The organism is Halodesulfurarchaeum formicicum, assembly GCF_001886955.1.
GTDB classification, from domain to species: domain Archaea; phylum Halobacteriota; class Halobacteria; order Halobacteriales; family Halobacteriaceae; genus Halodesulfurarchaeum; species Halodesulfurarchaeum formicicum.
In genome coordinates this window covers 417,028-428,650 of sequence record NZ_CP016804.1, presented here as the reverse complement: position 1 = coordinate 428,650, position 11,623 = coordinate 417,028, and the positions used below count along the sequence as shown (strand labels likewise).

General features: G+C 63.3%; 12 protein-coding genes and 1 tRNA gene. 11 read left to right on the top strand and 2 right to left on the bottom strand.

Annotated features, from left to right (window positions below; all coding sequences use genetic code 11):
* Nucleotides 1-29 precede the first annotated feature (29 nt).
* From HSR6_RS02195 to HSR6_RS02170, 6 genes are all read left to right on the top strand, one after another.
* Entirely contained in the window at nucleotides 30-671 is a 642-nt protein-coding gene (locus tag HSR6_RS02195; RefSeq protein WP_070364410.1) for an adenylate kinase, read from the top strand.
* A gap of 35 nt (nucleotides 672-706) precedes the next feature.
* On the top strand, nucleotides 707-1,597 hold the full coding sequence (locus tag HSR6_RS02190) for a DUF106 domain-containing protein (RefSeq protein WP_070364409.1): 891 nt from the start codon (nucleotides 707-709) through the stop codon (nucleotides 1,595-1,597).
* A gap of 52 nt (nucleotides 1,598-1,649) precedes the next feature.
* Nucleotides 1,650-2,228, top strand: a complete 579-nt coding sequence (gene cmk, locus HSR6_RS02185; protein ID WP_070364408.1) for a (d)CMP kinase — start codon at nucleotides 1,650-1,652, stop codon at nucleotides 2,226-2,228.
* Nucleotides 2,218-3,105, top strand: coding sequence for an RNA-guided pseudouridylation complex pseudouridine synthase subunit Cbf5 (locus HSR6_RS02180; RefSeq protein WP_071932672.1), 888 nt, complete (start codon nucleotides 2,218-2,220; stop codon nucleotides 3,103-3,105). Before cmk ends, HSR6_RS02180 begins: the two co-directional genes overlap by 11 nt.
* A gap of 47 nt (nucleotides 3,106-3,152) precedes the next feature.
* Nucleotides 3,153-3,225, top strand: a tRNA-Pro gene (locus tag HSR6_RS02175).
* Between the two features lie 286 nt (nucleotides 3,226-3,511).
* On the top strand, nucleotides 3,512-4,720 hold the full coding sequence (locus HSR6_RS02170) for an inorganic phosphate transporter (RefSeq protein WP_071932671.1): 1,209 nt from the start codon (nucleotides 3,512-3,514) through the stop codon (nucleotides 4,718-4,720).
* Here HSR6_RS02170 and HSR6_RS02165 read toward each other — a convergent pair whose 3' ends face one another.
* Nucleotides 4,721-5,050: a hypothetical protein gene (locus tag HSR6_RS02165; RefSeq protein ID WP_070364406.1), complete on the bottom strand. Its 330-nt coding sequence runs from the start codon at nucleotides 5,048-5,050 to the stop codon at nucleotides 4,721-4,723.
* A 167-nt stretch (nucleotides 5,051-5,217) separates the two neighbouring features.
* Between HSR6_RS02165 and HSR6_RS02160 the strand changes: the two genes are divergently transcribed.
* From HSR6_RS02160 to cobT, 5 genes are all read left to right on the top strand, one after another.
* Complete coding sequence (locus HSR6_RS02160) at nucleotides 5,218-6,657, top strand: sensor histidine kinase (protein ID WP_070364405.1); 1,440 nt, start codon at nucleotides 5,218-5,220, stop codon at nucleotides 6,655-6,657.
* Between the two features lie 114 nt (nucleotides 6,658-6,771).
* Nucleotides 6,772-7,695 (top strand): methyl-accepting chemotaxis protein, encoded by a 924-nt coding sequence (locus tag HSR6_RS02155; RefSeq protein WP_070364404.1) that lies wholly within the window; start codon nucleotides 6,772-6,774, stop codon nucleotides 7,693-7,695.
* On the top strand, nucleotides 7,695-8,120 hold the full coding sequence (locus HSR6_RS02150) for a chemotaxis protein CheW (protein ID WP_070364403.1): 426 nt from the start codon (nucleotides 7,695-7,697) through the stop codon (nucleotides 8,118-8,120). The genes HSR6_RS02155 and HSR6_RS02150 overlap by 1 nt, the downstream gene beginning before the upstream one ends.
* A 73-nt stretch (nucleotides 8,121-8,193) precedes the next feature.
* Complete coding sequence (locus HSR6_RS02145; protein ID WP_071932670.1) at nucleotides 8,194-9,726, top strand: globin-coupled sensor protein; 1,533 nt, start codon at nucleotides 8,194-8,196, stop codon at nucleotides 9,724-9,726.
* A 56-nt stretch (nucleotides 9,727-9,782) separates the two neighbouring features.
* Nucleotides 9,783-10,814: a nicotinate-nucleotide--dimethylbenzimidazole phosphoribosyltransferase gene (gene cobT, locus HSR6_RS02140; RefSeq protein WP_071932669.1), complete on the top strand. Its 1,032-nt coding sequence runs from the start codon at nucleotides 9,783-9,785 to the stop codon at nucleotides 10,812-10,814.
* Between the two features lie 2 nt (nucleotides 10,815-10,816).
* Here cobT and HSR6_RS02135 read toward each other — a convergent pair whose 3' ends face one another.
* Complete coding sequence (locus tag HSR6_RS02135; protein ID WP_071932668.1) at nucleotides 10,817-11,575, bottom strand: SDR family NAD(P)-dependent oxidoreductase; 759 nt, start codon at nucleotides 11,573-11,575, stop codon at nucleotides 10,817-10,819.
* Nucleotides 11,576-11,623: the final 48 nt, after the last annotated feature.

The window sequence follows — 11,623 nt, the reverse complement described above, 5'->3', positions numbered from 1 at the left end:
CCCTTAAACCGAACGCAGGAAGGGCAGTTATGTCCGATCCACGCGTGCTAATTCTGGGTGCACCGGGTGCCGGCAAAGGGACACAGGCCGATCGACTCACGGCGGCCTTCGACCTCGAGCACATCACGACCGGTGACGCCCTCCGGGCGAACAAGGACATGGAGACCGAGTATGGGACCCCGCGGGAATTCATGGACGCCGGGGAACTCGTTCCGGATCCAGTCGTCAACGAAATCGTCGAGGCGGCGATCGACGACGCCGACGGCTTTGTCCTCGACGGCTACCCCCGGAACGAGTCACAGGTCGAGTACCTGGAGGACATTACCGAACTGGACGTGGTCCTCTACCTCGATGTCGCCGAGTCCGAACTCATCGATCGGCTGACGGGCCGACGAGTGTGTTCGGAGTGTGGCCGGTCCTACCACGTCAAGTACGACCCGCCCGCAAAGGAGGGGGTCTGTGACGAGTGTGGCGGCGAACTCTACCAGCGGGACGATGACACCGAGGAGACGGCCCGCGAGCGGATCCGGGTCTACGAGGAGAACACTGCGGCCGTCGTCGAGCACTTCCGGGAGACCGGAGCCCTGGTCGAAATCGACGGCGAGCAGGACCCCGAGAGCGTCTTCGAGGACATCGAGGCGGCCGTCGAGGCCCACACGGACGCGGAGTAAAAGGTTCATTACGCCCCCTCTCGTTGGCTGGGATAATGAACCGAACCGCGGAGAAGGTAGCGGACCTCGTCCGCGAAAATCCGGAGTTCGAGGCCGTTCTCTCCGAGTTGCTGGACCGGGAGGACGAACTCCGCTGGCGGGACGTGAAAGACGACATGACGAGCGGCCAGTGGGGCCGCCTGCTCCAGAAGGACATCCTCGTCGAGGGCGAGGACGGATTCCAGTTCGCGGACCGGGAGGCCGTCGAGGAAGCCCTGGGCCGGACCGACGAGATGGAGTTCGAAACCGACGTGGATGTCGACGATTCGGAATCCTCCTGGAGTACCTACGACAAGGCCGCGGCGGTCGGTGCACTTGGGATGTTCGCCGGCTACTCGGTCGGCTCCGTCCGGTCGGCCGTCGGCAACGTGCTCGACCTGTTCCTCGGCCCGCTCGACAGTGCACTGCCGTTTTTCGCGGTCATCATGGTCCTGGCAGTCGTCACCGGACTGTACTCCTCGATCCTCCAGAACGCCCTGATGGACACCGAGAAGATGGGGGCCTACCAGGAGAAGATGAAGGAGATCCAGGAGCGCCAGAAGGCTGCCAAGGAGCGTGGTGACGACGAGGCCGTCGAGCGCATCCGCGAGGAGCAGATGGATGCGATGGGCGATCAGCTGGGAATGTTCAAGGAACAGCTGCGGCCCATGGTGTGGATCATGGTCATCACCATCCCCGTGTTCCTCTGGATGTACTGGAAGATCCGCCCGCCGGCCCACATCAATCCCGCCGAGGCGTCGATGGTCATGCCCATGGTCGGGGAGGTAGAACTGGCCGCCGGCGTGGTGGGCCCGCTCCAGGCCTGGATCCTCTGGTATATCCTCAACTCGATTGGCTTCTCCCAGATCATCCGGAAAGCCCTGAACATCCAGACCTCCCCGACGTAGGTGGCCCACGGCGGTTCACAAGGGATATGAGCGCCCCGTTCGGACTGCTTGTATGTTGATCACCATCTCCGGCCCGATCGGGAGCGGCAAGTCGACCGTGGCGACTGCCCTCGCCGAAGCACGGGAGTTCGATCACGTCTCCGGTGGTGACATCTTTCGCGATTTGGCCGCCGAGCGTGGGTACACGCCCCTGGAGTTCAACAAACTCGCCGAGGAGGACGACCAGATCGACCGCGATCTGGACCGTCGGCTCCGCGAGATCGCCGCCGAGCGGGACGACCTGGTGCTCGAATCGCGGCTGGCCGGCTGGATGGCTGGCGAGCACGCCGACCTGAAGTTCTGGTTCGACGCTCCCGAGAAGATCCGGGCCGCCCGGGTCGCCGACCGTGAGGACCGGGACTTCGAGACCGCCCTCTCGGAGTTGCGGGCCAGAGGCGAGAGCGAGGCCAAACGCTACCAGGCCTATTACGGAATCGACTTTACCGACCACTCGATCTACGACCTGTCGATGAACACCGCCCGCTGGGACCCCGAGGCCGTCCTCAGGATCCTCGATACGGCCATCGACGCCTACGACGAGGCCACGGACGAGGGGGCGGTCCCGGTCACGGATGTCGACTATGAGTTCTGACCGGCCCGGCCTTCGTGGGCCGCCCGCGGAGCGGGACCCAGAGTCACTCCTGGAGTTCGGCGTCATCAACCTCGACAAGCCACCCGGCCCCTCGGCCCATCAGGTCTCGGCCTGGATCAAGGACCTCACCGGCCTGGACCGGGCCGCCCACGCCGGAACCCTCGATCCCAAGGTCACGGGTGTCCTGCCAGTCCTCCTGGGGAACGCGACTCGCCTGGTGCCAGCGCTCCTCGAAGGAACGAAGGAGTACGTCGCGGTTCTGGAACTCCACGCGAGTCCACCCGCGGATCTCGAAGCGACGATCGCCAAATTCGAGGGGGAGATCTACCAGAAGCCGCCCCGGAAGAGCGCCGTCGCCCGACGGCTCCGGACCCGCCGGGTCCACGACCTCGACGTTCTGGAAGTCGAGGACCGCCAGGCCCTCATTCGCATGGACGTCGAGAGTGGGACCTACGTCCGAAAGCTCTGTCACGACATCGGGTTGGCGCTGGGGACCGGTGCGCACATGGGCGATCTGCGTCGGACGGCGACCACGCCCTTCGACGACACCACGCTCGTCACCCTGCACGATCTGGCCGATGCCCTGGCCCGGTACGAGGAGTCGGGCCAGGAGGACTGGCTCCGGGAGGTAGTTCACCCGGCCGAGCGGGCGTTGACCCACATTCCGGAGGTCGTCATCGCCCCGAGTGCGGCCGCAGAAGTGGCCAACGGCGCGCCGGTGTACGCGCCGGGGGTTATCGAAGGGCCGGCCGAACCGCCCTCGGGACTGGTCGTCTGTAAAACCCCGAACGGCGCGGCCGTCTGTCTGGGCCGGCAGGTGGGTGATCCCGAGGCGGAGTCGGGGGTCGTCGTCGAACTCGAAGCGGTCCTGGTCTGAGCGACAAGCGAAGGCCTTAATGCTCGCTCACTCATCTCCCCGAGTGCGGGACCGTGGGGTAGCTTGGTATCCTCGGCGCCTGGGGGGCGTCGGACTTGAGTTCGAATCTCAACGGTCCCACTTTTGGCGGAACGAAGTGACGGCAAAAGTGGGAGCCAGAGAGACGACGGAGTCGTCTCTCGTTGGTCCCATGGACATTTTTCATCGTCGGGTGCGCTTCGCGCACCGCTCTCCACTCACGGCGGCGAAGCCGCCGTTCGTGTGGTTCGAGGCTCGGTTTTGACTTGCGACGTTGTCGATCCTTGATACAAAAGAACGCTATCGACAGTGTCATACGTTTCTGTTCGGGAAAGTGGCCTATCGGGACCCGACTCCGAATTACAAGACAGCCGTAAACCGGTTATCCATGTCCTCAGTAATCGGGATCGTCTCTGTCGCGCTCGTTGCATCGCTTTTTATGTCCTTCACCGTCGGGGCAAACAGCAACTCTGCTCCAATTGCGCCGGCCGTCGGGGCAAATGCGTTGTCGACGCTTCGAGGGGCACTATTGGTCGGCCTCGTCGCCGGTCTCGGTGCCATTGCACAGGGTGGCAGTATCTCTGAGACGATCGGCCACGGGTTGGTGACCGGCGTGACGATTACCCCACTGGCCGCCACGGCGACGCTGCTTACCGCAGCCACACTCATCACCATCGGGAACTCACGGGGCTACCCCATCCCCTCCGCGTTCACGGTGACGGGAGCGGCAATTGGTGCGGGTGTCGCGCTGGGCGGGGGTTTTGCAGCTGGGACGTACGCCAAAATTCTGGGATTCTGGTTTGCGATTCCGGTCGTCGAGGGCATCCTCGCGTACGGTCTCGCGTGGCTGTTGCTAGACGAGCGAGTCTCAGATGAGGTGAGTATTCCGCTGCTCGCCGGCGGTGTCGGCTACGCACTTGCCAACATCCAATTGTCGTTTCTCCCGGCGCCCCAGAGCGAGCAAGGGTCGATCGCGGGCGTCATCACCCGCCAGTTCGACGTCACGTTGACGGCAGTTGGCGAAGCCGGGGTCGTCATTGTCGGGAGCGTGATCGGTCTTCTGACGGTCGCAGTAGTCTACTGGCAACTCCGGCGTGATGTCACGACCGGAATCAACCGGATGCTGGTCGGACTTGCCCTCGTCGTTGTATTCACCAGCGGCGGATCGCAGGTTGGTCTCGCCACCGGGCCACTGGAATCCGTCTTCGAGTCCTCGCTCGGTCTCCCCTCAGTATACTTGCTCGGACTTGGGGGCCTTGGAATTCTCCTCGGTGGCTGGTTCCGGTCACCACGTCTTATTCAGGCCGTGGCCCGGGAGTACGCCGCACTCGGTCCAAAACGCTCGATCGCCGCGTTCATTCCCGCGTTTCTCATCGCTCAGGCTGCAATCGCTCTCGGCTACCCCATCTCGTTCAACAAGGTGATGATTTCCAGTATCGTCGGGGCTGGACTGGTCAGTGGGTCGTCGAAATCTAGGGGGGTATCAGCCGCGAAAACAGGGTACACGGTCGGGGCCTGGATCGCCTCGATGATCGGCGGTGGCGCGCTCAGTTACGCGCTCTATCACACACTCGCTGCACTGCCAGGACTGGGATAGTCAGACGTTCTGGAGCACGACGAGGTCCTGGATGGCCGCACTTTGCTTCATCTCCGCCCACGTCTCAAAATCAGTCGTTCGCGCCACGAACGCGTCCCGTTTGTCGGTCGAGAGCCGTTGGACGCCCGAAATCGTATCCTCGTCACACGGACAGGCCGCACAGAATTCTGCCACCGAGTCGAACTGCGTGTGCCGACGGATGAACGCATCCGAGGCGACCCGCACGCGGGAATTTGAAACCCAGATCTCCAGCGAGAGTGCCCGTTTGATTGCAGTCGTAAGGCTTGGAAGCAGTGAATTGGGGTTCTTGACTCCAGTGTCAAGGACCATAGGAGGAAGTGCATCTCAAGCCACCTAAATCCGATGAAGAGAGCTCCAGTTAAGTCGGGCGGATACTGAACGTCGTAATTTCGGAGAGCAAGCGAAATCCTCCGGAATTCTGAGCATCCACCTTCACGTGCCTTTATTTGGCCGCCACTCGAATTGTAACAAAGCTAATGCAAACTTTCTCGGTCGCCAGAGAACTGCTCGGCGCAGCACTGGACACGCTGCCGTCGAACGTCGCAATTCTCGACGCCGAGGGGGAGATTCTGTGGACGAACGCCTCGTGGCAGGAGTTCGGCGTCGCAAACGACATCGAACTCGCACCCGACACCGTCGGGGTCAACTACCTCGATGCGACGGCGGCGGGCGAGGACGAGTACGCGCTCGCGGCCCACGCCGGGCTCGACGAACTGCTCCAGGGCCAGCGAACCGAATTCGAACTGGAGTACCCGTGTCACTCGCCGGACGAGAAGCGGTGGTTCCTGCTCCGGGCCTCGGCGTTCACCATCGGCGGGGATCGCTATGCCATCGTAGCCCACGTCGACATCACGGACCGGGTGCTCGAAGAGCAAACCACGGCCCAGTACAAACTCGCCATCGAGGGGGCTGGTGAGGCCATCGCCGCCGTCGACGAGGACTACAAATTGCTCTTTGCCAACGAGGCCTACCGGAACGCCCACTACCTCGGCCCGTCGGTGACCGGGATGCACCTTTCGGACGTCCTCGGCCCGCAGGACTTCGAGACCATCGAACCCTACGCCGAACTCGCCATGGCGGGCCAGGAGGTGGCCTACCGGATGACCAGAACTCGCTCGGGTAAGCCGGATCGGGTCTTCGACATCAGGTACTACCCGCTCGGGGGAGCGGGATTCGCTCCCGAGGGGGTCGTCGCCATAATGCGGGACGTCTCGAAGCAAATCGAGCGCGAACAACACCTCCTCTCCCTCGATCGGCTCCTCAGGCACAACCTTCGGAACGATCTCACCGTCATCCGGGGATACGCGGCGATGATCGCCGACCGTGGCGACGCCGAAATCGCCTCGCTGACCGGGCCGATCACCGACGCTGCCGACCGATTGCTTTCCGAAGCCGAGAAGGAACGGCAGATTCTCGCGTTGCTCTCCGGGCCACCCGAACAGACGACGGTGGACCTCCGGGAGATGGTCGAGCGCGTGGTCGAAGACTGCAGCGAGGACTACCCGAACGTAACGATCACCGTCTCGATTCCCGAGGACTTCGAAGTCACGACGATCCGGTCGGTCGAACAGGCGATCCGGGAGTTGATCGAGAACGCCATCGTCCACAACCCGGCCGACGAGCCGATGGTCCGGATCACCGCGGAACGAGCGGACGACCGGGCAACGGTCATGATCGGCGACGATGGGCCCGGCATCCCGACAGAGGAGCGGATCGTCGTCACCGAATGCCGAGAGATCGACCCGCTCGTTCACAGCAGCGGGATGGGACTCTGGATGGTCAAGCGAATCGTCACGCGGGCTGGCGGAACCCTGCAATTCGGCGATTCGGACCTGGGCGGGAGTTGTGTAACGATGACGATCGAGCCGAAAGAGGTGGGAGAGAGCCGTTCCGATGAGTCGGGAGGGGGGTTCTGAGGGACCCCGAAGCGCGGTTTAAACTCGGTATTCGCAGAGTTATTTCAATATGTGTAAATTGATAACCGGCACCCAATTTTTTATGTGACATTCTAACAGACATTTTCGTCGCCGATGTCAACCGACTCCGAAACGACGGTTGCCGAAGTATCAGACGACATCGATGACGAGTCAGCATACGACACTGAGGCAGCGAACGAGATCCAGACAGCCATCGCCGAGCTCCAGTCGGCCACCGAGGAGATCGCGGATCGGTCGGGCGACGTGATCGAACTCGCGCGCGAACAGCGTTCGGGCATGGGCGAGGTCGTCGACGAGATCTCGGACCTCTCCGCATCAGTTCAGGAGATAGCCTCCTCGGCCGAGGAAGTCGCAAACGAAAGCGAGGGACTGAGCCAGGCGGCGACGGACTCCCGACGATCCGCGGAGTCCGCTATGGACGCCATGGAGGCCATCGACACTGCCTCCGATGACCTGACCGCGAAGTTCGACGAGATCCAGACTCGGGTCTCACAGATCGACGAGGTCGTCGAGGTCATCAACGACATCGCCGATCAGACGAACCTCCTGGCACTCAACGCCTCGATCGAGGCGGCTCGTGCCGGGGAGGCCGGACAGGGCTTCTCGGTCGTCGCCGAGGAGATCAAGGACCTCGCTGAGCAGTCTATCGATCAGGCCGCCGAGATCGAAGGGATGGTCACGGACATCCACGAGAGCATGGACCTCGCAGCCGAAAGCCTGGAGACGAACAACGAGAAAGTCACTGAAGGCGTCGAGGAGGTCGAGACAGCGATCTCCAACATGGGCGACATTACGAACTCCGTGCAAGAAGTCTCGGCGGCGATCGAAGAAGTCGCTAGTGCGACCGATCAACAGGCTGCCTCCACCGAAGAGGTGGCCAGCATGGTCGAGCAGACTCGCGAAAACGCCGACCAGATCACCGACGAGATCGACGGCATCGGCTCGGCCATCGAACAGCAAACCGCGATGGTCACGGATGTCAATCAGGCCGTCGACGAACTCGCCGGAGGGGACTGATGGCCGCCGTCGCCGCCTACCAGGTTCTGGAGTTCGAACTCGGCGGAAAACGGTACTGTGTGGCCCTCGAGGCCGTCGACGAAATCGTCACGAACGAAAACGAAATCACCGAGATCCCACAGGCCCCAGCCGAGGTGGTCGGTGTCACGGATCTCCGCGGCGAGACCACGACCATCATCGACCCCAGACGCGCCCTGGGACTCTCCACCGGAGCCGAGGCGAAGTACGTCGTCGTCTTCGCCACCGACGAGGAGCCAATCGGGTGGCTTATCGAGGACGTCTCGCAGGTGGCGGCCCACGAGGAGAGAGCCCTGGACGAATCAGTCGCCACCGACGCCGTGAACGGCGTGTTCAAGCGGGAGGAGACGTTCTCGATCTGGGTCGACCCGACGTCGATTCACGATACCGCACTCGAGGCGACGTGATCCGGGATCCAAAATATCATAACTGAGATTTACCCGGTACTTTCACAACCCCCCTTCCCCTTTCCTGGCGATAATGGTCGATCATTCGGCGCAGTTCGGGCAGGGTGGATTGAACGCCCACGTCGACCCGGACGCGTTGCTCGAGGATATCGGACTGGATCGCGAGGAGATCGCCTGGCGCAAGGACTTCGTGGACTTCGACGAGGGCGACGTCGAGCGGCTAAAGCGCTATCAGTCGGTCTTCGAGGAACACAAAGAAGACATCGCGGAGATGTTCTACGAGAACATCACCGCCCACGAGGAGACCACCGAGGTCATCGGTCGCTCGCCGAAGGGGATCGAACAGCTCAAGCAGACCCAGGAGGCCTACCTGGTGTCCCTCGCGAGCGGCGAGTACGGCGAGGACTACTTCCGGAACCGGGCCCGGATCGGGAAGCTCCATGACCTCCTGGAGATGCCGATGAAACAGTACATCGGCCAGTACGGGGTCTACTACAACCTCCTGGTACCACTCGTCACAGATCGCATCCAGGATCAGGTCGAAACGACAGTGCAGGAGGAACTCCCGGACGAGGTCGACGACGAGGCCGTCAACGCGGCCATCGAGGCCGCAAACGGGGCCGTCGAGGAGGGCGTAAACGAACTCCACTCGATCCTGAAGCTCATCGATCTGGACATGCAGGTCGTCGCGGACACCTACATTCACTCCTACACCGAAACGCTCGACGAGACGATCGAGCGCCAGCGATCCGTCGCCACCGAGGTCCAGAGTGCCATCGACGAACTCGCGGCGGCCGCGGACACCGTCGCGGGCAGCACCAACGAGATCAGCGGGCTGGCCGACGATCAGCGGGATAGCATGGACCAGATCGCCGGCGAGGTGTCGAACCTCTCGGCCACGATCGAGGAGGTCGCCTCCAGCGCGAACACCGTCGCCTCCCAGAGCCAGGACGCAAAGGAGATGGCCGAGACGGGCCAGGAGACCGGCGAACACGCCCGGGAGGTCATGGAGGCGGTCAACGAGGCCAGCGAGCAGGTCCAGCGGGACGTCAGCGAACTCCAGCGGACCGTCGAGGAGATCGACGAGATCGTCACGGTCATCAACGACATCGCGGACCAGACGAACCTGCTTGCACTCAACGCAAACATCGAGGCGGCCCGGGCCGGCGAGGCAGGGTCGGGCTTTGCGGTCGTGGCTGACGAGGTCAAGTCCCTGGCCGAGGAATCCCAGCAACAGGCCGGCGAGATCGAATCGATGATCGAGGACATCCGGGCGAACACGAACGAAACCGTCGACAGCCTCGAATCGACCCGGGAACAGATCCAGCAGGGGGTCGCGGAAGTGGACGAGTCCATCGACATGCTCGATGAGATCGCGACGCTGGTTTCCGATACCGTCGCGGGCATCGAGGAGGTCTCGGCGGCGACCGACGAGCAGGCCGCAAGCGCCGAGGAGATCGCCGCGATGGTCGATCAGGCCCGGGAGAAAGCCGACGACGTGGCGACCGAAACTGAGGACGTGGCCGCCAGCACCGAGGAACAGGCCGCAAGCGTCCAGGAGATCCAGGACTCGGTCTCGCGACTCGAAGCCGAAAAAGAGCACTAATACAGTTCTGATAGACAAAGAGCAAATTTGATTGTGTTCGGGCCCGGTTTTCGGGCATGGAGATCGGCATCCCACCGCTTTCAGAGACCGCGATGGATCAGGCCCGAAAGCGACAGCAGAACCTGACGAAGCCCCCCGGAAGCCTCGGTCGACTGGAGACCTTCTCCGTCGAAATTGCCGGTATCACGGACGAGCCGACCCCCGAACTGGAGGAGGCAGTGATCGCCACAGTCGCCGGCGATCACGGTGTCGTGGCGGAGGGCGTCAGCGCCTTCCCGCAGGACGTGACCGCCCAGATGGTCGCGAACTTCGCTCACGGCGGCGCTGGCGTGAACGCGCTTGCGAACACCGTCGACGCGAGAAACCTCATCGTCGACGCGGGCGTGGCCGCGGCGGAGTACCCGGGAATGGACTCCGTCGTCGTCGACAAAGTCGGGAACGGCACTGACAACATCGCGACGGGAGCGGCGATGTCACGGGCGGACGCCGAGGCCGCGATCGAGGTCGGCCGCTCGGTCGTCGCCGAACACGCCCCTGAGGCCGACATCATCGGCCTGGGCGACATGGGTATCGGGAACACAACTCCCAGCGCGGCGGTCACGGCCGCCATCACCGGCTACCCCCCGGAAGCGGTGACCGATCACGGCTCCGGGATCGACGAGGAGACCTTCGAGCGGAAGGTGGCAGTGGTCGAGCGAGCCCTGGAGAACGATGCCCCGGACCCGGAGGACGGCATCGACGTGCTTCGCTCCGTCGGCGGCTTCGAGATCGGCGCGCTGGCCGGAATCGCCCTCGAAGGGGCGAGCCGCCGGACCCCGATCGTGGTCGACGGCTTCATCACGGGGGCTGGCGCGCTCGTGGCCGCCCAGATCGAACCCGCGGTAACCGACTATCTCCTGCCCTCCCACAGTTCAGTCGAGTCCGGGCACTCGATTCAACACGAGGCCCTGAGGCTCGACCCGCTTTTCGACCTTGACCTGCGGCTGGGGGAGGGAACGGGCGCCGCCCTCGGAATTGCGGTCTACAAGGGCGCGTGTGCCACGCTTCGAGAGATGGCGACCTTCGAAGAGGCCGGCGTCTCGAACTGAGCCTACTGCACGGAGAAGCCGCCGTCGACGACGAGCGATTCGCCGGTGACAAACGAGGCGTCCTCGGAAGCCAGCCAGACGGCCGCGGCCGCGATCTCTTCGGGTTGGCCCAGTCGATCGATCGGGGTGGCGGCGATCGTTCCCTCGATCTGTTCCGGGTCCTCCTCTTTGGTACGGGCGACCATCGGCGTCTCGATGACACCCGGCAGTACCGCGTTTATCCGGACCCCGTCGGCACTGAACTCGACGGCGGCGGTCTTTGTCAGGCCGACCACGCCGTGCTTGCTCGCGACGTACGGTGCGAGGTTGGGGAAGCCCAGGATGCCGGCGATCGACGCGGTGTTGACGATAGCCCCACCACCGCTTTCCATCATCGCGGGGATCTCGGCACGCATGCCGAGGAAGACTCCCCGGAGGTTGATGTCGACGACCCGGTCCCAGCCTTCCAGGGTCTGGTCAGTCGTTGCCTCGTTCGGCCCCTCGATGCCGGCGTTGTTGTATGCGATGTCGAGGCCACCGTAGGTGTCGACGGCGGTGTCTACCACCGCCTGGATGTCCCCCTCGTTGGTGACATCAGCCTGGACGAACACGGCCTCCCCGCCCGCCTCGGTGATCTGTTCGACTGTCTCGTTCCCCCCATCCACGTCCACGTCGGCCGCGACGACCGAGGCGCCCTCTTCGGCGAACCGCTTGGCTGCGGCCCGGCCGATTCCTGAACTCGCTCCGGTGACGATCGCGACGCTGTCTTGAATTCCCCTCATAGTGGTACCCGACAGTTGTGACTGTCGTATGTGTAATTCGGTACCATA

Bases quoted from the DNA above. Each gene is read 5' to 3' on its own strand.
- HSR6_RS02195 (WP_070364410.1), top strand. From the start codon at position 30: ATGTCCGATCCACGCGTGCTAATTCTGGGTGCACCGGGTGCCGGCAAA.
- HSR6_RS02190 (WP_070364409.1), top strand. From the start codon at position 707: ATGAACCGAACCGCGGAGAAGGTAGCGGACCTCGTCCGCGAAAATCCG.
- cmk (WP_070364408.1), top strand. From the start codon at position 1,650: ATGTTGATCACCATCTCCGGCCCGATCGGGAGCGGCAAGTCGACCGTG.
- HSR6_RS02180 (WP_071932672.1), top strand. From the start codon at position 2,218: ATGAGTTCTGACCGGCCCGGCCTTCGTGGGCCGCCCGCGGAGCGGGAC.
- HSR6_RS02170 (WP_071932671.1), top strand. From the start codon at position 3,512: ATGTCCTCAGTAATCGGGATCGTCTCTGTCGCGCTCGTTGCATCGCTT.
- HSR6_RS02165 (WP_070364406.1), bottom strand. From the start codon at position 5,050: ATGGTCCTTGACACTGGAGTCAAGAACCCCAATTCACTGCTTCCAAGC.
- HSR6_RS02160 (WP_070364405.1), top strand. From the start codon at position 5,218: ATGCAAACTTTCTCGGTCGCCAGAGAACTGCTCGGCGCAGCACTGGAC.
- HSR6_RS02155 (WP_070364404.1), top strand. From the start codon at position 6,772: ATGTCAACCGACTCCGAAACGACGGTTGCCGAAGTATCAGACGACATC.
- HSR6_RS02150 (WP_070364403.1), top strand. From the start codon at position 7,695: ATGGCCGCCGTCGCCGCCTACCAGGTTCTGGAGTTCGAACTCGGCGGA.
- HSR6_RS02145 (WP_071932670.1), top strand. From the start codon at position 8,194: ATGGTCGATCATTCGGCGCAGTTCGGGCAGGGTGGATTGAACGCCCAC.
- cobT (WP_071932669.1), top strand. From the start codon at position 9,783: ATGGAGATCGGCATCCCACCGCTTTCAGAGACCGCGATGGATCAGGCC.
- HSR6_RS02135 (WP_071932668.1), bottom strand. From the start codon at position 11,575: ATGAGGGGAATTCAAGACAGCGTCGCGATCGTCACCGGAGCGAGTTCA.